Source organism: Streptomyces sp. Rer75 (genome assembly GCF_013414305.1).
Lineage (GTDB): Bacteria > Actinomycetota > Actinomycetes > Streptomycetales > Streptomycetaceae > Streptomyces > Streptomyces himastatinicus.
In genome coordinates this window covers 6,856,817-6,876,006 of the sequence record NZ_CP058693.1, presented here as the reverse complement: position 1 = coordinate 6,876,006, position 19,190 = coordinate 6,856,817, and the positions used below count along the sequence as shown (strand labels likewise).

General features: G+C 70.5%; 18 protein-coding genes and 1 riboswitch. Of the genes, 5 read left to right on the top strand and 13 right to left on the bottom strand.

Translation table 11 applies throughout. From position 1 onward, the window contains the following. Nucleotides 1–87 precede the first annotated feature (87 nt). Nucleotides 88–756, top strand: a complete 669-nt coding sequence (locus HYQ63_RS29660; protein ID WP_179936909.1) for an N-acetylmuramoyl-L-alanine amidase — start codon at nt 88–90, stop codon at nt 754–756. Between the two features lie 10 nt (nt 757–766). Here HYQ63_RS29660 and HYQ63_RS29655 read toward each other — a convergent pair whose 3' ends face one another. Both HYQ63_RS29655 and HYQ63_RS29650 read right to left on the bottom strand, forming a co-directional pair. Continuing rightward, nucleotides 767–2,062 carry a hypothetical protein gene (locus tag HYQ63_RS29655; RefSeq protein WP_179936908.1) on the bottom strand — a complete coding sequence of 432 codons (1,296 nt, stop codon included), beginning with the start codon at nt 2,060–2,062 and terminating at the stop codon, nt 767–769. Between the two features lie 209 nt (nt 2,063–2,271). After that, on the bottom strand, nt 2,272–3,441 hold the full coding sequence (locus HYQ63_RS29650) for a cysteine desulfurase family protein (RefSeq protein WP_179936907.1): 1,170 nt from the start codon (nt 3,439–3,441) through the stop codon (nt 2,272–2,274). A 108-nt stretch (nt 3,442–3,549) separates the two neighbouring features. On the opposite strand from HYQ63_RS29650, the gene HYQ63_RS29645 reads away from it, so the two are divergent. Then, nucleotides 3,550–4,395, top strand: coding sequence for an alpha/beta fold hydrolase (locus HYQ63_RS29645; RefSeq protein ID WP_179936906.1), 846 nt, complete (start codon nt 3,550–3,552; stop codon nt 4,393–4,395). Nucleotides 4,396–4,564: 169 nt separating this feature from the next. On the opposite strand, the gene HYQ63_RS29640 is transcribed toward HYQ63_RS29645, so the two are convergent. The 11 genes from HYQ63_RS29640 to HYQ63_RS29590 form a co-directional block, all read right to left on the bottom strand. Continuing rightward, nucleotides 4,565–5,440, bottom strand: a complete 876-nt coding sequence (locus tag HYQ63_RS29640) for an SRPBCC family protein (RefSeq protein ID WP_179936905.1) — start codon at nt 5,438–5,440, stop codon at nt 4,565–4,567. Beyond that, nucleotides 5,437–5,775 carry a helix-turn-helix transcriptional regulator gene (locus HYQ63_RS29635; RefSeq protein ID WP_179936904.1) on the bottom strand — a complete coding sequence of 113 codons (339 nt, stop codon included), beginning with the start codon at nt 5,773–5,775 and terminating at the stop codon, nt 5,437–5,439. The genes HYQ63_RS29640 and HYQ63_RS29635 overlap by 4 nt, the downstream gene beginning before the upstream one ends. Before the next feature lie 52 nt (nt 5,776–5,827). After that, nucleotides 5,828–6,487 (bottom strand): trimeric intracellular cation channel family protein, encoded by a 660-nt coding sequence (locus HYQ63_RS29630; protein ID WP_179936903.1) that lies wholly within the window; start codon nt 6,485–6,487, stop codon nt 5,828–5,830. A gap of 41 nt (nt 6,488–6,528) precedes the next feature. Continuing rightward, nucleotides 6,529–7,599 (bottom strand): ABC transporter ATP-binding protein, encoded by a 1,071-nt coding sequence (locus tag HYQ63_RS29625; protein ID WP_179936902.1) that lies wholly within the window; start codon nt 7,597–7,599, stop codon nt 6,529–6,531. 20 nt (nt 7,600–7,619) lie between these two features. Further along, nucleotides 7,620–8,729 carry an ABC transporter ATP-binding protein gene (locus HYQ63_RS29620; RefSeq protein WP_179936901.1) on the bottom strand — a complete coding sequence of 370 codons (1,110 nt, stop codon included), beginning with the start codon at nt 8,727–8,729 and terminating at the stop codon, nt 7,620–7,622. Next, complete coding sequence (locus HYQ63_RS29615) at nt 8,726–9,700, bottom strand: ABC transporter permease (protein WP_373689157.1); 975 nt, start codon at nt 9,698–9,700, stop codon at nt 8,726–8,728. The genes HYQ63_RS29620 and HYQ63_RS29615 overlap by 4 nt, the downstream gene beginning before the upstream one ends. 155 nt (nt 9,701–9,855) lie before the next feature. Next, nucleotides 9,856–11,619 (bottom strand): ABC transporter substrate-binding protein, encoded by a 1,764-nt coding sequence (locus HYQ63_RS29610; RefSeq protein WP_179936899.1) that lies wholly within the window; start codon nt 11,617–11,619, stop codon nt 9,856–9,858. Between the two features lie 86 nt (nt 11,620–11,705). Then, nucleotides 11,706–12,710, bottom strand: coding sequence for an ABC transporter permease (locus tag HYQ63_RS29605; protein WP_179936898.1), 1,005 nt, complete (start codon nt 12,708–12,710; stop codon nt 11,706–11,708). Between the two features lie 330 nt (nt 12,711–13,040). Further along, nucleotides 13,041–13,841, bottom strand: a complete 801-nt coding sequence (locus HYQ63_RS29600; RefSeq protein WP_179936897.1) for an enhanced serine sensitivity protein SseB C-terminal domain-containing protein — start codon at nt 13,839–13,841, stop codon at nt 13,041–13,043. A gap of 106 nt (nt 13,842–13,947) precedes the next feature. Beyond that, the gene (locus HYQ63_RS29595; protein WP_179936896.1) at nt 13,948–14,745 is read right to left on the bottom strand and encodes an enhanced serine sensitivity protein SseB; all 798 of its coding nucleotides are present in this window, start codon (nt 14,743–14,745) and stop codon (nt 13,948–13,950) included. A 215-nt stretch (nt 14,746–14,960) separates the two neighbouring features. Continuing rightward, nucleotides 14,961–15,656, bottom strand: coding sequence for an AAA family ATPase (locus tag HYQ63_RS29590; protein ID WP_179936895.1), 696 nt, complete (start codon nt 15,654–15,656; stop codon nt 14,961–14,963). Between the two features lie 176 nt (nt 15,657–15,832). Further along, nucleotides 15,833–15,941: riboswitch (glycine riboswitch) on the top strand. Nucleotides 15,942–16,136: 195 nt separating this feature from the next. Here HYQ63_RS29590 and gcvT point away from each other — a divergent pair. From gcvT to glyA, 3 genes are all read left to right on the top strand, one after another. After that, a complete protein-coding gene (gene gcvT, locus HYQ63_RS29585) occupies nt 16,137–17,264 on the top strand; it encodes a glycine cleavage system aminomethyltransferase GcvT (RefSeq protein ID WP_179936894.1) in 1,128 nt (375 codons plus the stop codon). 146 nt (nt 17,265–17,410) lie between these two features. Then, entirely contained in the window at nt 17,411–17,791 is a 381-nt protein-coding gene (gene gcvH / locus HYQ63_RS29580; protein WP_179936893.1) for a glycine cleavage system protein GcvH, read from the top strand. Nucleotides 17,792–17,816: 25 nt separating this feature from the next. Further along, the gene (glyA, locus tag HYQ63_RS29575; protein WP_179936892.1) at nt 17,817–19,082 is read left to right on the top strand and encodes a serine hydroxymethyltransferase; all 1,266 of its coding nucleotides are present in this window, start codon (nt 17,817–17,819) and stop codon (nt 19,080–19,082) included. Nucleotides 19,083–19,190 lie beyond the last annotated feature (108 nt).

The following is a 19,190-nucleotide window of genomic DNA, read 5'->3' as shown; positions in this document are numbered from 1 at the left end:
TCAATATTCAGCTACCCGTCGGCATACGGTTCGCGCCATGATCCGCCGCGGCGGAACCGCACGCATGGGCCCGCGCGTTGAGCCTGCGTGAGCGAAACCAACGGCGGCGTGCGCCGCCCTGTGAGCCGGCGCACCCTGCTGCTGGGCGGTACCGCGGCCGGGCTGGGCGCGGCCGGAATCGGCGGATACGCCGCGCGGGACGAGCTGAAGCGGCTGTGGTGGCGCGTGCCGGGGGTGGAGCAGCCGCGCGAGGAGGGAGCGGTCGACCACCCGGGCGCGGACTGGGTGGCGGCCTCCGGGGCCAACTACCGGCGCGCCGACCGGCCGTACGACTACGCGGTGGACCGGGTGGTGATCCATGTCGTGCAGGGGTCCTACCAGGACGCGCTGAGGGTCTTCCGGGACCCCGGACACCGCGCCGCGGCGCACTATGTGGTGCGCCGCGACGGGCATATAGCGCAGACGGTCCGCGAGCTGGACGTGGCGTTCCACGCGGGCAACCGCTCGTACAACGAGCGCAGCATCGGCATCGAGCACGAGGGGTTCGTCACCCGGCCCCAGGACTTCACGGACGCCATGTACCGGTCCTCGGCCCGGCTGACCGCGGCGATCTGCGAGCGCTACGGGATGGCGAGGGACCGCGAGCACATCGTGGCCCACTCGGAGGTGCCGGGCACCGACCACACCGACCCCGGCCGCCACTGGGACTGGGACCGCTATCTGGAGCTGGTGCGGGCGGTGCGTGTCGCGAAATGAGCGTGACCGCTTACGCGGTGCCGAAGACGACGGCGAGCGGACGGCCCCTGCTGTCGCTGGTGGGCCGCGTGGCCGTGTCGCTGCCGAGGTAGAGCTTCTTGTCGGTGAAGACCATCCGGGCGTCGCCGTAGGTTTCCATGCCCGACTCCGCGTCCTTCATGGCGTCGGGGTTCTTCTGGATCTGCGTGACCTCGAAGGTCTTGGGGTCGATGCGCACGACCCCGCCGGCCTCGCTGTACATGCTGCCCTGGTAGGCGATCAGCGAGCCGTCCTTCTCGGTGCTGATGGGGGTCAGCGACCTGCTCTCGGCCATCTTCGTCCGGCCGGTCTGCTTGCCGGTCTTGAAGTTCACGCCGGTGATCTTCTCGCCGGGGCCGCCGTCGTCCACGTCCACCTCGGAGGAGAGGTAGACCGTGCTGCTCTTCTTGTCGAGAGCCAGGTCCTTGCAGCCCTCCACGTTGACCGCGGGGCAGTCGGGCTGGAAACCCTTGGCCAGGACGTCGATCGAGTTGACCAGCTTGCCCTGCTTGGCGCTGTCGTCGATGGTCAGGATGTCGGTGACGCTCGAGCCGCCGTCGGAGTCGCCGGTGTCGGCGGCCACGACGAGGGGCGCGGTGGACAGGACGTGGGCGCGCTCGAACTCCCCGTCGAGCTTGTAGGACGACAGCACCTTCCGCGTGGTCGGATCCACGGTCTGGATCTCCAGCGTCTCGGTGCTGGAGCCCACGCTGCTGCATCCGCGCAGCGCGACGAGCTTGCCGTCGCCGCCCGCGTAGCCGTCGTCGTCGCAGTCCGCGATGTACTCCGGCTTCCACAGCGGCTTGCCCTCGAGCGACCAGGCACCGCCGCCGCTGGTGCCTCCGGCGGCGATGGTGTTACCGCTGATCGTGACCTCGTCGAAGTCGACGCCGTCGTTGCCCTCGGTGTCCGTCCCCTCCTTCTGCCAGACCAGCTTGCCCTTGTTCAGATCCAGACCAGCACCGTCCTCGGTGGTGTGCGGCGAGGCCCAGCAGATTTCCCCGTCGAGTTCTATCGTCCAGTCGGTTTTGGCACCGTCCGGGGAATATCCGACGATCTTGTCGATATCGCCCTTCACAAAATTCTTGCCGGTCACCCACATACCCATGGCATTGGTGTCCTTGGTGACTTTCGGCATGCTGACCTTGCCCAGCGTCTTCGCCTGGGCACCCTGGGAGGACGATCCGCCGTCCTTCCCCCCGTCGTCGCTGTCCCCACATGCGGAAAGCAGCACGAGACCGCCCGCCACCAGGGCCGCCATGGCCAGTCGGCCCGAACGCTGCGACATCGATTCTCCCGTTTTCCCCGTTTAAGAGGCCCGTGCACTTTTCCGTGCATGCCGGGCCCGTGGACGGGGTAGATCTTTGCCGACCGCTCTTCGCGATTTCAAGCGGAGCCTGATGTTCCGTGGGTTATTTGAAATGGCCGGGAGAACACCGAGAATTCTTCGGTTACTATTCGGTTAGCCGAGTGCCGCCGGTCAGCTGAGTCCGGTCGTCAGCTGAGCCCCGCGCTGCGTGCTCGTTCCACGGCCGGGCCGATCGCCTCCGCCACCGCCTCGATGTCGGCCTTGGTCGACGTGTGCCCGAGCGAGAAGCGCAGGGTGCCGCGCGCCAGGTCCGCGTCGGTGCCGGTGGCCAGCACGACATGGCTGGGCTGGGCGACCCCGGCAGTGCAGGCCGAGCCCGTCGAGCACTCGATGCCGCGCGCGTCCAGCAGCAGGAGCAGCGAGTCGCCCTCGCAGCCGGGGAAGGAGAAGTGGGCGTTGGCCGGGAGGCGCCCGGCCGGATCGGGGTCGCCGCCGAGGACCGCGTCGGGGACGGCGGTGCGGACGGCGGTGATGAGCGCGTCGCGCAGGGCGCCGATCTCGCGCGCGAACTCCTCGCGGTGCGCGGTGGCGTGCGCACCGGCCACGGCGAAGGACGCTATGGCGGGGACGTCGAGGGTGCCGGAGCGCACCTGACGCTCCTGGCCACCGCCGTGCAGGACGGGTACGGGGGCGTATTCGCGGCCCAGCAGCAACGCGCCGATGCCGTACGGGCCGCCTATCTTGTGGCCGCTGACGGTCATGGCGGACAGGCCCGAGGCGGTGAAGTCCACGTCGAGCTGGCCGACCGCCTGGACCGCGTCGGCATGCAGTGGGATGGCGAACTCCGCGGCCACGTCGGCGAGTTCGCGCACCGGCTGGATGGTGCCGATCTCGTTGTTGGCCCACATGACGGTCGCGAGGGCGACGTCCGCGGGGTCGCGGGCGATCGCCTCGCGCAGCGCGTCGGGGTGGACGCGCCCGTACGCGTCGACCGGCAGCCATTCGACCCGCGCGCCCTCGTGCTCGGCGAGCCAGTCGACCGCGTCGAGCACGGCGTGGTGCTCGACGGGGCTGGCGAGCACCCGGGTGCGGGCCGGGTCGGCATCGCGGCGGGACCAGTAGAGCCCCTTGACGGCGAGGTTGTCGGCCTCGGTCCCGCCCGAGGTGAAGACGACCTCGCTGGGGCGCGCACCCAGCGACTCGGCGAAGGATTCGCGGGACTCCTCGACGGTACGGCGGGCGCGCCGGCCGGCGGCGTGCAGCGAGGAGGCGTTGCCGGTGACGGCGAGCTGGGCGGTCATCGCCTGCACCGCCTCCGGAAGCATCGGGGTGGTGGCGGCGTGGTCGAGATAAACCATGGTGGGCTCGATTCTACGAGCCGTAGGGCCGGGCCGTACCGGGCGCGTGGGCGCGGACTGCGCGCGACCCCTTTTTTTCTTCGGTAAGGAGCGTCTAGGGTTTTACTCATGACAGCTGACTGGAAACTGGACCGCACCTACCGCAGCGCCTCCGGCGAGGTCCGTTGGACCGCCCTCGGCGCGCCCGACGCCCCGCCGGTCGTGCTGCTGCACGGCACGCCGTTCTCCTCGTACGTCTGGCGGGCCTTCGCCCGCGGCCTCGCCGACCGGTACCGGGTGTTCGTCTGGGACATGCCGGGCTACGGGGCGTCCGAGAAGAGCGCCGGACAGGACGTCTCCCTCGCCGCCCAGGGCCGGGTCTTCGGCGAGCTGCTCGACCACTGGGGGCTGACCGGCGCCGGGGCGGAACCGGCCCTCGTCGCCCATGACTTCGGCGGCTGCGTCGCGCTGCGCGCCCATCTGCTGCACGGTGCGCGCTACCGGCGGCTGGCCCTGGTCGACCCCGTCGCCCTCCCGCCCTTCGGCTCCGCCGCCTACCAGCTGTTCGGCGGCCACCCCGAGATCTTCGAGCAGCTGCCGCCCGCGCTGCACCGGGCGCTGGTGCGGGAGTACGTCGGCTCGGCGAGCGGGCCGGGGCTGCATCCCTCGGTGTGGGAGCGGCTGGTCGAGCCGTGGTGCGGGGAGGAGGGGCAGCCCGCGTTCTATCGGCAGATCGCGCAGAACGATCAGCGGTTCATCGATGAGGTCGAGGGGCGGTATGGGGAGGTTTCCGGGCCGGTGCTGGTGTGCTGGGGCACGGATGATGCGTGGATTCCGGTCGCGCATGCGCATGAGATGGTGGCGCGGATTCCGGGTGCGCGGTTGCGGCTGATCGAAGGTGCGGGGCATTTGGTGCAGGAGGATGCGCCTGCGGAGCTGATGGCCGCGGTGGCGGGGTTCCTCGCGGAGGGGTGAGCGTGCGCCTGCGGCGGGCTACTCCCCCACCCCGCCCCTTCCCGAACCGGGGCTCCGCCCCGGCCCCGGCCAGGGGCTCCGCCCCCGTACCCCCGCCGGGGCTCCGCCCCGGACCCCGGTCCTCAAACGCCGGACGGGCTGGATTATCGCGGCACCGTGCGCCGCAAGATCACCCCCGCATGCGGAGCAGTTTGGCGGCCAGTAGGGCGATGTGGCGGCGCCAGGCGGTGAGGGACTGGGCTCGCTCCGCTTCCGTGTCCGGCGGGCCGGTCTGGGTGAGGATGAGGCGGGCGCCGTGGCCTGTGCCCTGGGCCAGCTCCCAGCGGACCTGGCCTGCGGGGCGTCCGGCGCGCTCCCAGTCGTAGGACAGCGTGCGGGGCGCCTCGGCCTCGGTGATCGGGCCCGCCGGGACGCCGTCCGTGCGGAATCCGAAGGGGACGGGGCCGCCGGCCGTGAGCCCGGCCGCGCCGGTCTGTCCGGCCAGCGCCTGCCACACCGTCTCGGCGGGGCGGACCAGCTGGCGCTCGAAGCGCAGCCGCCAGCCGCCGTCCTCGGTGGTCTCCACCGCGCCCTCGGCCAGGCCGAACGCCTCGACGTACGACTCGTGCAGCTCGGCCATGTCGCCCGGGCTCGCCTTCTCGCCGTCGAGCAGCGCGGCGAGGGCGGTGATGCAGGCGTGCCAGCCGGAGGCGAAGCTCGCGGCGCCGAAGCGGTCACCGAAGGTGTGGGTGAGGATCAGCAGACAGCCCTCGCCTTCGGGGTGCAGCTCCCAGCGGAGGTGGTCGTCGCCCCAGGTGAAGGCGAAGACATGGGGCGGGTCCAGCTCGGTGATCACGCCCTCCATGTCGGGGGCCTCCCGGCCGGGGAAGACGAACCCCATCCGGCCCCCGACCTTGAGGTCCACCCGGACCTCGGAGGGGAACCAGTGGGCCAGCTCGGCCGGGTCGGTCAGGGCCTGCCAGACCTTCTCCGGGGCGTGGGCGATCCGCCGCTCCAGGCGCAGGGCGGAGCGGCCGCCGCCGGTCTGGCTGAGGGTGTCCTTCATGGCTCTTCTCCGTCAGATCCGTCAGGGACTTCGGGCATGGTGTCGAGGTGCCGTTCGAGCGCGTCGAGGCGGTCGGTCCACAGCCGCCGGTAGGGAGCGAGCCAGGCGTCGATCTCGGCCAGCGGTTCGGGGCACAGCTCGTACCACCGCCGCTGGGCGTCCCGGCGCACCCGCACCAACCCGGCCTCGCGCAGCACGCGCAGGTGCTTGGAGGTGCCGGGCTGGGTCAGCCCGAGCCGGTCGGTCAGCTCGCCGACCAGGCGGGGGCGCTCCAGGAGGAGGTCCAGGATCTGCCGTCTGCTCGGCTCCGCGAGCACGTCGAACGGTATGGGCATGACCCTGAACATACTTCGCGGGCTATATAACCGCAAGGGAATGAAGAAGGGCTCATATCTCCTCCGTCGCCGTGCTGCGCCGGTTCCACGCCCGCGGCGCCCGCCATCCGAACCGCATCGCCAGCAGCCGGACGGTGAACGCCACCACCGCCGCGAGCGCGCTGGTGGCCGCGGACAGCGCGTCGAAGTGGAGGAGCAGCGCCGCTATGGACGCGCCCACGATGGCGGGGACGGCGTACAGGTCCCGGTCCCAGCGCAGCAGCGAGGGCACCTCATGGGCGAGGACGTCGCGCAGCACACCGCCGCCGACCGCGGTCGCCATGCCGAGGGTGACGGACGAGGTGAGGCCGAGTCCGTGCTGATACGCCTTCACGGTGCCCTCGACGCAGAACAGCCCCAGCCCGGCCGCGTCGAAGACGCCCACCGCCGCCGTGATCCGCTCGACCTGCGGATGCAGGAAGAAGACGAGCACGGTGGCGACGAGCGGGGTGAAGAAGTAGGAGAGGTCGACGAAGGCGGCGGGCGGCACCGCGCCGATCACCAGGTCCCGGAACACCCCGCCGCCCAGCGCGGTGGCCTCGGCGAGCACCGCCATGCCGAAGACATCGAAGTTCTTGCGCACCGCGAGCAGCGCGCCCGAGATCGCGAAGACGAAGATCCCGACGACCTCGAACGCGTGCTGGACGGACGGGGTGACCAGTTCGATGAGCACCCGACATTGTTAATCGACGGGGCCGCCGCGCCCGCCCCGTCTCAGCTCTCGGTCTTCTTCGTCGCGCTCCGCACCGGTCCGGCCACCTGACCGGGTGCCTGGCCGGGAGCGTTCTCCGGGTGGTGGCAGGCCACCTGGTGGCCGGTGGCGAGGGCGACCAGCGGCGGTTCCTCCCGCTTGCACACCTCGGTCGCCTTCCAGCACCGGGTGTGGAAGCGGCAGCCGGACGGCGGCGAGATCGGCGAGGGCACATCGCCCTTGAGCAGGATCCGCTCGCGCCGGGCGCGCCGCCGGGGGTCGGGCACCGGCACCGCGGAGAGCAGCGCCGTGGTGTACGGGTGCATGGGGGTCTCGTACAGGGCCCGGCGGTCGGCCAGCTCGACGATCTTCCCGAGGTACATCACCGCGATCCGGTCCGAGACGTGCCGGATGACGGACAGGTCGTGGGCGATGATCACGTACGTCAGCCCCAGCTCGTCCTGGAGGTCGTCCAGCAGGTTGACCACCTGGGCCTGGATGGAGACGTCCAGCGCGGAGACCGGCTCGTCCGCCACGACCAGCTTGGGCTTGAGGGCGAGCGCCCGGGCGATGCCGATGCGCTGCCGCTGGCCGCCGGAGAACTCGTGCGGATAGCGGTTGTAGTGCTCGGGGTTGAGGCCGACCAGCGCCAGCAGCCGCTGCACCTCCGCCTTGATGCCGCCCTCCGGGTTGACGCCCTGGAGCCGGAAGGGGGCGCCGACGATGGCACCCACCGTGTGCCGGGGGTTCAGCGAGGAGTACGGATCCTGGAAGATCATCTGAACGTCGCGGCGCATCGGCCGCATCGCGGCGGTGCCCAGATGCGTGATGTCCTTGCCCTCGAACTCGATCTTCCCGGAGGTGGGTTCGAGCAGCCGGGTGATCAGCCGTCCCATGGTGGACTTGCCGCAGCCCGACTCGCCGACCACGCCCAGGGTCTCCCCCTGGCGCACGTCGAAGTCGAGGCCGTCCACCGCCTGCACCGCGCCGGTCTGCCGCTGCAACAGCCCCTTCTTGATGGGGAAGTGCTTGACCAGGCCGGACACCGTGAGCAGGGGCTCGGGCCTGGTGGTCGCCTGCTCCGGGACCGTCATCTTCGGATCCTTCGTGTCGGTCACAGCTTCGGCGCAATCTCTTCGGTCCAGATCCGCGTACGGTCCTCCTGCGCCATGTGGCAGGCGGAGAAGTGCCCGTCCGCGCCCGGCACCCCGCGCAGCTCCGGCCGCTCGGTGCGGGTGATGCCGCCCTCGGGGACGTCGGCGTACGGGCAGCGCGGGTGGAAGGCGCAGCCGGACGGCACGTTGATCAGGCTGGGCGGGGAGCCCTTGACCGGGATCAGCCGGTCGGTCTGGTCGCGGTCGATGCGGGGCATCGAGCCGAGCAGCCCCCAGGTGTACGGGTGCTGGGGCTCGTAGAACACCTTCTCGGCGGGCCCGCGCTCGACGCACCGGCCCGCGTACATCACCAGCAGGTCGTCGGCGAGTTCGGCGACCACGCCGAGGTCGTGGGTGATGACGATGACCGCCGAGCCGAACTCCTTCTGGAGGTCCCGGATGAGGTCGAGGATCTGCGCCTGCACGGTGACGTCGAGGGCGGTGGTCGGCTCGTCGGCGATCAGCAGCTCGGGGTTGTTGACCAGCGCCATCGCGATCATCGCGCGCTGGCGCATCCCGCCGGAGAACTCGTGCGGATAGCTGTCCACCCGCTTGTCCGGCTGCGGGATGCCCACCCGGTCGAGCATCTCGACCGCGCGCTTGCGGGCGACCTCCTTGGTGACCTCGTGGTGGACCTGGTACGCCTCGGTGATCTGGCGGCCGATCGTGTAGTACGGATGCAGCGCCGACAGCGGGTCCTGGAAGATCATCGACATCTCGCGGCCGCGCAGCTTGCGCACCTCGTCGGGGTCGGCGCCCAGCAGTTCCTGCCCGTTCAGCCAGATCTCCCCGGAGATCCGGGCCTTGCGGCGGCCGTACTGCCCGGCGGTGTGCAGCCCCATGATGCCGAGCGAGGTGACGGACTTGCCGGAGCCGGACTCGCCGACGATGCCGAGGGTCTTGCCCTTCTCCAGCCGGAAGCTGAGCCCGTCCACGGACTTCACCAGGCCGTCGTCGGTCGGGAAGTGGACCCGCAGGTCGCGCACCTCGAGGAAGGCCGTCGGGGCGGGCGAACCCGCCGCGGCCACCTCCCCCACGGCGGCGGTGGCGGGCTTGTCGATGTCGGTCATCCGAGCCTCACTCGTGGGTCGATGACGGCGTACAGGAGGTCCACGACGAGGTTGGCGACCACGATGCACAACGCGGCGATCAGGGTGACGCCCAGGATGACCGGGAGGTCCTTGTCGCTGATCGCGTTCACCGCGAGCCGCCCGAGGCCGGGCAGGTTGTACGTGCTCTCGGTGAGCACCGCGCCGCCGAGCAGCGCGCCCAGGTCCAGGCCGAGCAGGGTGAGGATGGGGGTCCAGGTGGAGCGCATCGCGTGCCGCCCGATGACCGTCCGCTCCCGCAGCCCCTTGGCGCGGGCGGTGCGGATGTAGTCCTCGCCCATGATCTCCAGCATGGTGGCGCGGGTGAGCCGGGCGTACATGGCGGCGTAGAGGAAGGCGAGCGTGATCCACGGCAGGATCAGGCTCTCGAACCACTTGGCGGGGTCGTCGCCGAGCCCCTTGTAGTCCACGTCGACCCACTTCAGCTGGTAACTGAAGATCGCCAGCGAGAGCAGACCGGTGAAGTAGATCGGCAGCGAGACACCCGCGAGCGCGGTGGTCATCGCCGAGCGGTCCCACAGGGTGCCCCGGCGCAGCGCGGAGACGACGCCGGTGGTGATGCCGCCGACCAGCCACAGCACGCACGCGCCCGCGGCGAGCGAGAGGGTGACCGGCATGGCGTCGGTCAGCTGCGGCCACACCGCCTGCTCGGTGCGGAAGGAGTAGCCGAAGCAGGGCCTCGCGCAGTGGGTGACATCGGAGCCGTTGGCGTAGTCGCGGCCTGCGAACAGGCCCTCGACGAAGTGCCAGAACTGCACCAGGAGCGGATCGCTGAGCCCCAGCTTCGTCCTGATGCCCTCGATGGCCGCGGGGTCGGCCTGTTTGCCGACGAAGAGCAGCGCGGGGTCGGAACCGGCCCACTTCGGGATCACGAAGAAGATGGCGAAGGTCGTCAGGGTGACGACCAGCAGCATCATGACGACGGCGAACAAGCGCCGGATGACGTAAGCAAGCACTGTGCGCGGCCCGGTGGCGGTCCCGGAACCCCGGGGTGCGGGGTTCCGGGACCGCCACGCGCGGCCATCACCTGCCCTTCGGGCCTATCGGATGAAGCGACGGTGGGGGTGGGGTGGCCGGTGGCCGACCGTCACTTGACCCCGAGGGACACGTAGTCGTACCGGCCGTTGTAGGCCGAGGACGAGTAGGCGTTGGTCAGCCGGGAGCTGCGCCAGGTGATGTTCTTCTCGTAGAGGAACGGCATCGCGATGGCCAGGTCGGCGACCTTGTGGTTCATGTCGGTGTAGATCTGACCGGCCTTGGCCGGGTCGGTCTCCTTGAGCGCGTCGTCGAAGTCCTTGTTGATCGCGGCGTCGTTGGTCTCGGAGACGTTGTAGTTACCGGTCTGCTCGATGAAGCGGCCGTCGAACAGCGGGCGGGAGAAGCCCTGGCCGGTCGGGAAGTCGGGGCCCCAGCCGGTCATGTTGAGGCCGTAGCCGCGCTTGTGCATCACGGACGGGGAGCCGGTGATACCGGCGGACGAGCCGCCCTCGATCTCGTTGATGTCGAGCTTGATGCCGACCTTGCCCAGCGACTCCTGGAGCGCCTCGGCGGCCGCCGTCTCATTGGGCTGGTCGACACGGGAGACGATCTTGGCGGAGAAGCCGCCCGGCTTGCCGCACTGCTTCAGCTCGTCCTTGGCCTTGGCGACGTCCGGCTTGCCCTTGCGCTTCAGGACGCCGTACGGGTCGTAGTCGTCCGCGCCCTTGACGCTCTTGGGGAGCATGTTGGGGGCGAGGGCACCACCGGCCTGCGGGCCGCCGCGGGTGGTCTGGAGCTGGGTGTAGTCGGTCGCGTAGAAGACCGCCTTGCGGCAGTGGATGTTGTCGAACGGCTTCACCTTGGTGGCGAGGTCGACGTACCGGACGAAGTTCGTCTCGATGTTGTCGACGTTGCCCTTGTGCTCCTTGAGCGCGGCGGCGCGGCCGGACTGGCCCATGCCGGTGGCGCTGAGGAAGACGTCGTAGTCGCCCTTGATGAGCAGCTTGTCGATGGCTTCCAGGTTGGAGTTGAAGGTGACCGTGACCTGGTCCGGCAGGGCGGCACGGACCGGGTCGGACGACTTCTTCCACTTGTCGTTGCGCACCAGGGCCAGGCTCTTGCCCGGGGTGAACGACTTGACCTTGTACGGGCCGGAGGAGAACGGCCGGTTGGTGTACTGGGCGCCGGTGTCCTTCTCCCGCTTCACCGGGGAGCCGGTGGGCATGGCGAGCATCTGCTCGAAGTCCCCGTTGGGCTGGGCGAGACGGAAGGTGATGGTCTTGTCGTCCGGCGTCTCGATCGCCTTCAGCCCGAGCTTGTCCTTGGACTTGTCCTTGTACGGGCCCGGGTACTCGCCCTTGGGGTCGAGGACCTGGCGCAGATAGCCGGGGCCGCCGGAGACGACGTCCTTGGCCCAGATGCGCTCGATGCCGTACTTGACGTCCTTGGAGGTGATGGCCGAGCCGTCCTCCCAGGTGATCCCGTCGCGCAGGGTGTAGGTGTACGTCTTGCCGCCGTCGCTGATCTTGGCGGTAGAGGTGGCCAGGTCGGGGACCAGCTCGTTGGAGGCCTCGCCCGGCTTCGGCGCGTACGTGATGAGTTGACGCGAGTAGAAGCGGGAGAAGTCCCACGCGAAGCCGTAGTACTGGCGCTGCGGGTCGAGCGAGTCGAAGTTCTGCTTGTTGATGAACTTGAGGGTGCCGCCCTTCTTCGTGGACTTGTTGGCGACGCCCTTCGCCCCCGCGTTGAATCCGGCACCGGAGCCTTTCTCGTCGTCGCTGCCGCCGCCGCACGCCGCGGTGGCCAGCAGGGCGCAGACGACAGCCGTCGCGCCGACGATCCGCCTGCTTCTCGACGAACGTAGGGGTTTCATGGTTCCTGCAACCTCCGGGATAGCGGTACGTGGCATGGCGCGGGGAAAGCTTCGGGGAGCCGCCTGACATCCGCGGCCGGGGCGCCTCATCGGGTGCCCTTGGGGTCGAGGGCGTCGCGGACGCCGTCGCCGAACAGGTTGAAGGCCAGCACGGTCACGAAGATCGCCGCACCCGGGATGATCATGAACATGGGATCGTCCTCGTAGGTGCCCACCGCCTTGGAGAGCATCTGCCCCCAGGACGCGGTCGGCGGTTTCACGCCCGCCCCCAGGAAGCTGAGCGCCGCCTCGGTGAGGATGTTGGTGGGGATCATCAGCGTCGCGTAGACGGTGATCGGCGCCACCAGGTTGGGCAGCAGCTCCCGGAAGAGGATGTAGCGGCGGCCGGCGCCGAGGCTGCGCGCGGCCTCCACGTACTCCTTCTCGCGCAGCGACAGCGTCTGGCCGCGCACGATGCGGCCGACGTACGGCCAGCCGAAGAAGCCGATGACCGAGACCAGCACCGCGATGCGCACCCCGCTGCCGGTCAGGCCCAGCAGGTCGTTGGGGAGCACCGAGACCAGGGAGATGATGAACAGCAGCTGCGGGAAGGCCAGCAGCATGTCCATCACCCGGCTGATCACCGAGTCCACCCAGCCACCGAAATATCCGGCGATGATGCCGAAAACGGTGCCGAGGACGACGGCGACCAGGGCCGCGAGGAAGGCCACCAGCAGCGAGATCCGCGCGCCGTAGACGACGCGGCTGAACACGTCGCGGCCGTTGGAGGGCTCGACACCGAAGAGGAAGTCCGAACTGATGCCGCCCAGGCTGCCCTTGGGGGTGCCGAAGAGGGGGTCGATCTCCTCCTGGTGGAACTCGTTGGGCGGGTGGCCCAGCAGACTCACGATCAGCGGCGCGAAGATCGCCACTAGCACGAGAAAGACGACCACGGCTCCGCCCGCAAGCGCCAACTTGTCGCGTTTGAGGCGTCTCCAGGCGATCTGTCGCAGCGATCTTCCCTCGACCGATGCCTTGACCACATCCGCCGCCACATCGGCAGTCGCGACCGGCTCTGCGTCGGTGCTCGTGCCGTGCAATGGTGCCGTCATCGCGGTGGGGACCCCTCTCGACCGGTGGTGACCGGCCCACGACTCGCCGCTGTGGCGGCTTAAGTTCACAAGGTGAGCGAAAGGGGTCGTTTTACGGAACCGCGCCCCTTGGAGCGGGAGTCTTCATCGCGTTTGTGATCACCCGCCAGTACCCACGGGCAATGGATGCCTAACCGTGATGTGCAGTAAGCGGTTCCGGTATACGGACAGTTGTGACCCGAGAACGCATCAGTAACAAACGCCCCACCGCGGGAAGTTCGCGGTGGGGCGGTTGGCGAAAGTCGGCTCAGCACGCGTGCCGGTGCGGCTCAGTACGCGTGCCGGGGCGGCTCAGTACGCGTGCCGGGGCGGCGGATAGCCGTACCCGTACGACGGGGGCGGCGGCGCGGGCGCGGCGTTGTAGGCGTCGCGGTCGAAGAACGGCCGGGCGTTGGCCCGCATCCACATCGCCACCGGGTCGTGCTCGTCCGACAGCTCGACCGTGGAGACCGGCAGCCCCTCCGGCACCACGCCGACGGACTGCTGCATCATCAGCCGCACCGACTCCACGGCCTGCTGGCCGTTGTCGTACAGATCGAGCCCGATGGCCAGATACGGGGCGCCCAGCGCGGGCTGCACCCAGGCCCGGCGCAGCGAGCGCACCGCGACGGTGCGATGCGCGTTCTGCCCCAACAGGGCGTAGAACTGCGGGATTTCGATGACCGGATCGGTCACCCGCAGCGGACCGGCGGGCAGCCGGTCCAGCCCGCCCGCGATCCGCCGCAGGTCGAGCCAGGGGATGCCGACGCCGCCGCCGGGGGCGTGCGGGTTGAGCCACAGGCCGTAGTGGTCGCGGTAGAGGGAGTCGGCGATCCGGCGCGCGTCCACCACTTCATGCGCACGATTCCAGCCACTGGCGGCGAGTTCCTGGGCGGAGGTCACACACGGTGCGTAACCGTGGCCGTCCATGTCCATGTTGCCGTACTGGGCGTCGGGATCGCCGGGCGCACCGTGCCACAGCAGCATCCAGACCTGGCCCTCGGCGAGGGCGCGCAGCAGCGCCTCGTAGGCGTCGTACCGGCCGGGAGCGACCTGCTCCAGCATCCGCTCGACCTGACCGGCAGCCGCCCCCCAATCCGCGCCCGCGCTCACCTGGGTCCGCCCCTCTCTCGGCCTTGCCCGCACTCACCGGGACGCGCGCCGCCCCGCCTGGTCATCCAACCAGCTTACGGGCCCCCGTGACCGTCCCCGGAGTGCGTCACAGGTCACGGTCGTAGAACGGCCGTACGCGCTCCAGCATCCACGTGGCCACGGGATCACCCTGCGCGACGTCCAGCGCGACGAGTTGAACGGTCCACGGCACCGGCACCGCGCCGAGCGCCCGGCCGAGCGCCTCCACCGCGAGGGCCTGCCCCTCGGGGCCAAACGCGTCCAGCTGGACACCGACGAAGAGCGCAGGCTGATCGCCCTCGACGCTGGCCAGCGCGCGCCGCGCGGTGCGTACCCCGGGCTCCTTCGTGAACTCGATCCCGGCGGCGGCCAGGAAGTCGACCGGCTCCTCCTGCCAGTCGGGCTCGAACAGCCGCACCCGGCCTCCGCGCGCCGGGCCGTCCAGCGCGCTGCGCCCGGCCTTGCACAGCTCCTCGACCGCGGACGGCGGCAGCGGGACGCCGACCGGCCCGTCCGGGTTCATCACGATGCCGAGCTGCGGCGGCAGCCCGCGGGCGAACTCGACGGCCGGGGCGACCGTGAACGACATATGGGCGCCGACGATCTGGAGGAACTGCTGCTCGGAGCTGAAGACCGGCACGTACGCCTGGCCCTCGATCTCCACGGTGGGCAGGTCGAGGCTGCGGCTGTCGGGGCCGCCCCCGTTCGGCAGCGGGATCCAGACATGGCTGCGGGCGAGCGTCTCGACGATCCGCGCTCCGGCACCCGCGACCCCGATCGAGGCGGCGAGCACCTCTTCCAGCTCATTGCCGGGAAACGCGGGATAAGCGCCGTCGGGAAATCCTCCGTGAGCGGGGGTTATGCCCTGGTGCTCCGGGATACTCATCTTCGTCCAACCGCCATCTCGTCCGACCTGCACCAGCACCCTAACGGCTGCGCGGCGAAAGGCCATGGGCCGCCCGGGCATCTCCACAGCACTTCCTCACGCCGGGGCACGCCGGGGGCACATCGGGAGCGCGCGGGGGGGCATGCCCCCGGAAGGCGCCGTTACGTTCGGTCACCTTCCGGTGGCTTGTTTCTTACTGGTGCCCGACTCGCATGTCACTCGAAGGAGATGCCCCGCAGCCGGCTCGCGGTTGCCCGGTCCAGCAGAACGGCGGAAGCGCAGCCCTCGGGCGGCAGCCCGCCCTCCACCCGCGTCACCAGCCGGTCCATCGCCCGCCGGTGCCGCGCGAAGGCGAAGCCGGAGACGCCCCGGCCGCGGGCGGCCTGGCCCTCCAGGGCGACCGCGGGGTCCACGTCCAGCAGCACCAGATGAAGACCGCGGCCGGTGCGCCGGGCGTCCCGGGCCAGCCAGCGCCGCACCCAGGGCTGTGAGCCGCAGTCGTGGACGACGACGCTGGCGCCCGAGCGGACCGCCCGGTGCAGCCCCACGTAGTGGGCGCAGCGGACCAGCGGCCGGTAGACGGCGTACGGCAGCCAGCGGGGCATGCGTCTTTCCCAGGTCTCCCGGGTGTTCTGCGAGTCCACCCGCACCACGGGCCTGCCGCCCGGGTCGCACCCGGGGACGACCCGGCTGATCAGGGTCGACTTGCCGCTGCCGGGCAGCCCCGAGGCGATGATCAGGTCACGCGCCGGGTAGCGCAGCTCCGCCCCCACCCCGCCGCGCAGGTCGTGGACGGCGGCGCGGCGATCCGGTCTGACCGTGCCGCCCGACGGCGTCCGCTCGTGCGGCGTCCGCTCCTGCCGCGCGGGCAGGGTTCCTCGGGTTGTCGCGTATGTTCCCTGCCCGTGCACCGTGATCGTCCTCCAAGGTCGGTCAAGCGGCTCCGTACCCCGAGAGTGTCAAGAAAAGGTAATGGCCATCAAGGAGGCCCCGGCGCGACCCCGCTCACAGAGTGGGGGTTCCCTTCCGGAGCGGACGTGCGATGATGTCCGCGCCAACCGCATACGCCAACTGCATACCGGCCGCTTGAATCCGCGCGGGAGAGTCCTCGGTCACCGGCTCCGCCGAATTGTCCGAGGCGCCGAAGGAGCAAGCCCTCCCTTGAATCTCTCAGGCCCCGATACCGCACGGATGAGGCAGATCTGAAAAGCGGGTCACGCTGTCCGTGGCCCCACCCAAGGTGCAAGCCCGGCCAGTCCCGCCGCGCGGGAATGGTCACGGCGAACCTCTCAGGTTCCGATGACAGATGGGGAGGACGCTGTGCCGTCCTTGTCGTCCCATCCGCCCCACCCGCACGTCATCGCCGTGACCATGACCCTGGGAGCCGCACCATGACCGACGCCCCGCCCACGCCCCGCCGCACCGCGCTGGACGCGGTCCACCGTGCGCTCGGCGCCACCATGACCGACTTCGCGGGCTGGGACATGCCGCTGCGGTACGGCAGCGAGCGCGACGAGCACACCGCGGTGCGCACCCGCGCCGGGCTCTTCGACCTCTCCCACATGGGTGAGATCGCTCTCACCGGGCCGCAGGCCGCCGACGCCCTCGATCACGCCCTGGTCGGCCATCTCTCGGCGCTCGCCGTGGGCCGCGCCCGCTACACCATGATCTGCGACAGCGAGGGCGGCATCCTCGACGACCTGATCGTCTACCGGCTCGCCGAGCAGGAGTTCCTGGTCGTGGCCAACGCCTCGAACGCCCAGGTGGTGCTGGACGCGCTGACCGAGCGCGCCACCGGCTTCGACGCCGCCGTACGGGACGACCGCGACGCGTACGCGCTGCTCGCCGTCCAGGGGCCGCAGTCCCCCGGGATCCTGAAGGGCCTGACCGACGCCGACCTGGACGGGCTGAAGTACTACGCGGGGCTGCCGGGCACCGTCGCGGGCGTGCCCGCCCTGATCGCCCGCACCGGCTACACCGGCGAGGACGGCTTCGAACTGTTCGTCGCGCCCGACGACGCGGAGCGGGTCTGGCAGGCGCTGACCGAGGCTGGCGCCCCGGCGGGCCTGGTGCCGTGCGGGCTGTCCTGCCGGGACACGCTGCGGCTGGAGGCGGGGATGCCGCTGTACGGGCACGAGCTGGGCACCGACACGACCCCGTTCGACGCGGGGCTCGGCCGGGTGGTGAAGTTCGCCAAGCCCGGCGACTTCGTCGGCCGCGGGGCGCTGGAGGCCGCGGCGCGCGAGGCCGAGGCCCGGCCGCCGCGCACGCTGACCGGCCTGGTCGCCGAGGGCCGCCGGGTGCCGCGCGCCGGTTACGCCGTGCTGGGCCCCGATGGTTCGGAGATCGGCCGGGTCACCTCGGGCGCCCCGTCCCCGACGCTGGGGAAGCCGATCGCCATGGCGTACGTCGACGCGGAGCACGCCGCGCCCGGCAGCCCGGGAGTGTCGGTGGACATCCGCGGTACCCGGGAGCCGTACGACGTGGTCGCGCTCCCCTTCTACCGCCGCGAACGCTGAAACCTCCCTTTCTGCCGCCGCGGGCGCCGCGGGGGCCGAAACCTCCCCTTCTGCGACCGCGCGCGCCGAAACCTCCCGTGACCCGTCTGTCTCACCACTGAAGACCCGTTTCCCAAGCACTCCCCTCTATCCAGGAGAATCGGACCATGAGCAACCCCCAGCAGCTGCGCTACAGCAAGGAGCACGAGTGGCTGTCGGCCGCCGACCAGGACGGCGTGTCGACGATCGGCATCACCGAATACGCGGCCAACGCGCTCGGCGATGTCGTATACGTCCAGCTCCCGGATGTCGGCTCCACCGTCGCCGCCGGTGAAACCTGCGGTGAGCTGGAGTCCACGAAGTCGGTCAGCGACCTGTACGCGCCGGTCTCCGGTGAGGTCACCGAGATCAACGAGGACGTGGTGAACGACCCGGCGCTGGTGAATTCCGCCCCCTTCGAGGGCGGCTGGCTGTTCAAGGTGAAGGTGACGGACGAGCCGGACGGCCTGCTCTCCGCCGAGGAATACGCCTCCTTCTCCAACAACTGACCCTCCTTACTCGATCGGGACCCTGATGTCGCTTCTGAACAGCTCCCTCCACGAGCTCGACCCGGACGTCGCCGCTGCTGTCGACGCCGAACTCCACCGCCAGCAGTCCACCCTCGAAATGATCGCCTCGGAGAACTTCGCTCCGGCCGCCGTCATGGAGGCCCAGGGCTCGGTCCTGACCAACAAGTACGCCGAGGGCTACCCCGGCCGCCGCTACTACGGCGGCTGTGAGCACGTCGATGTGGTCGAGCAGATCGCCATCGACCGCGTCAAGGAGCTCTTCGGCGCCGAGGCCGCCAACGTCCAGCCGCACTCCGGCGCCCAGGCGAACGCGGCCGCGATGTTCGCGCTGCTCCAGCCCGGCGACACCATCCTGGGGCTGAACCTGGCGCACGGCGGCCACCTCACCCACGGCATGAAGATCAACTTCTCCGGCAAGCTCTACAATGTGGTGCCCTACCACGTGGACGCCGAGACCGGTCTGGTCGACATGGACGAGGTCGAGCGCCTGGCCAAGGAGCACCGCCCCAAGCTGGTCATCGCGGGCTGGTCGGCGTACCCGCGCCAGCTGGACTTCGCCGCCTTCCGCCGCATCGCGGACGAGGTCGGCGCGTACCTGATGGTCGACATGGCCCACTTCGCCGGCCTGGTGGCGGCCGGGCTCCACCCCTCCCCCGTGCCGCACGCCCACGTCGTCACCACCACCACCCACAAGACCCTGGGCGGTCCGCGCGGCGGCGTCATCCTGTCCACCGCCGAACTGGCCAAGAAGATCAACTCCGCGGTCTTCCCCGGCCAGCAGGGCGGCCCGCTGGAGCACGTCATCGCGGCCAAGGCGGTGTCCTTCAAGGTCGCCGCAGGCTCCGCCTTCAAGGAGCGCCAGGAGCGCACGGTCGAGGGCGCCAAGATCCTCGCCGAGCGGCTCACCCAGGCCGACGTGACCGAGGTCGGCGTCTCCGTCCTCTCCGGCGGCACGGACGTGCACCTCGTCCTGGTCGACCTGCGCAACTCCGAGCTGGACGGCAAGCAGGCCGAGGACCGCCTCCACGAGGTCGGCATCACGGTCAACCGCAACGCCATCCCGAACGACCCGCGGCCCCCGATGGTCACCTCGGGCCTGCGGATCGGCACCCCGGCGCTCGCCACCCGCGGCTTCACCGCCGAGGACTTCCGCGAGGTCTCGGACATCATCGCCGAGGCGCTCAAGCCCTCGTACGACGCCGAGGCGCTGAAGGCGCGGGTCACCGCCCTCGCCGACAAGCACCCGCTGTACCCGCACCTGTCGAAGTAACCCGGGTCCGGCCTCCTGGGGCCCGGACCCCGGGGGGCGCGCCCGCCGGCGCGCCGCCCTGGGGGGCGCGCCCGCCCGGCGCGCCCCCCGCACCGCACCACCCGCACG

Coding starts and splice junctions, on each gene's coding strand:
- HYQ63_RS29655 (WP_179936908.1), bottom strand. CDS start 2,062: ATGTCGCAGCGTTCGGGCCGACTGGCCATGGCGGCCCTGGTGGCGGGC.
- HYQ63_RS29650 (WP_179936907.1), bottom strand. CDS start 3,441: ATGGTTTATCTCGACCACGCCGCCACCACCCCGATGCTTCCGGAGGCG.
- HYQ63_RS29645 (WP_179936906.1), top strand. CDS start 3,550: ATGACAGCTGACTGGAAACTGGACCGCACCTACCGCAGCGCCTCCGGC.
- HYQ63_RS29640 (WP_179936905.1), bottom strand. CDS start 5,440: ATGAAGGACACCCTCAGCCAGACCGGCGGCGGCCGCTCCGCCCTGCGC.
- HYQ63_RS29635 (WP_179936904.1), bottom strand. CDS start 5,775: ATGCCCATACCGTTCGACGTGCTCGCGGAGCCGAGCAGACGGCAGATC.
- HYQ63_RS29625 (WP_179936902.1), bottom strand. CDS start 7,599: ATGACGGTCCCGGAGCAGGCGACCACCAGGCCCGAGCCCCTGCTCACG.
- HYQ63_RS29620 (WP_179936901.1), bottom strand. CDS start 8,729: ATGACCGACATCGACAAGCCCGCCACCGCCGCCGTGGGGGAGGTGGCC.
- HYQ63_RS29610 (WP_179936899.1), bottom strand. CDS start 11,619: ATGAAACCCCTACGTTCGTCGAGAAGCAGGCGGATCGTCGGCGCGACG.
- HYQ63_RS29605 (WP_179936898.1), bottom strand. CDS start 12,710: ATGACGGCACCATTGCACGGCACGAGCACCGACGCAGAGCCGGTCGCG.
- HYQ63_RS29595 (WP_179936896.1), bottom strand. CDS start 14,745: ATGAGTATCCCGGAGCACCAGGGCATAACCCCCGCTCACGGAGGATTT.
- gcvT (WP_179936894.1), top strand. CDS start 16,137: ATGACCGACGCCCCGCCCACGCCCCGCCGCACCGCGCTGGACGCGGTC.
- gcvH (WP_179936893.1), top strand. CDS start 17,411: ATGAGCAACCCCCAGCAGCTGCGCTACAGCAAGGAGCACGAGTGGCTG.
- glyA (WP_179936892.1), top strand. CDS start 17,817: ATGTCGCTTCTGAACAGCTCCCTCCACGAGCTCGACCCGGACGTCGCC.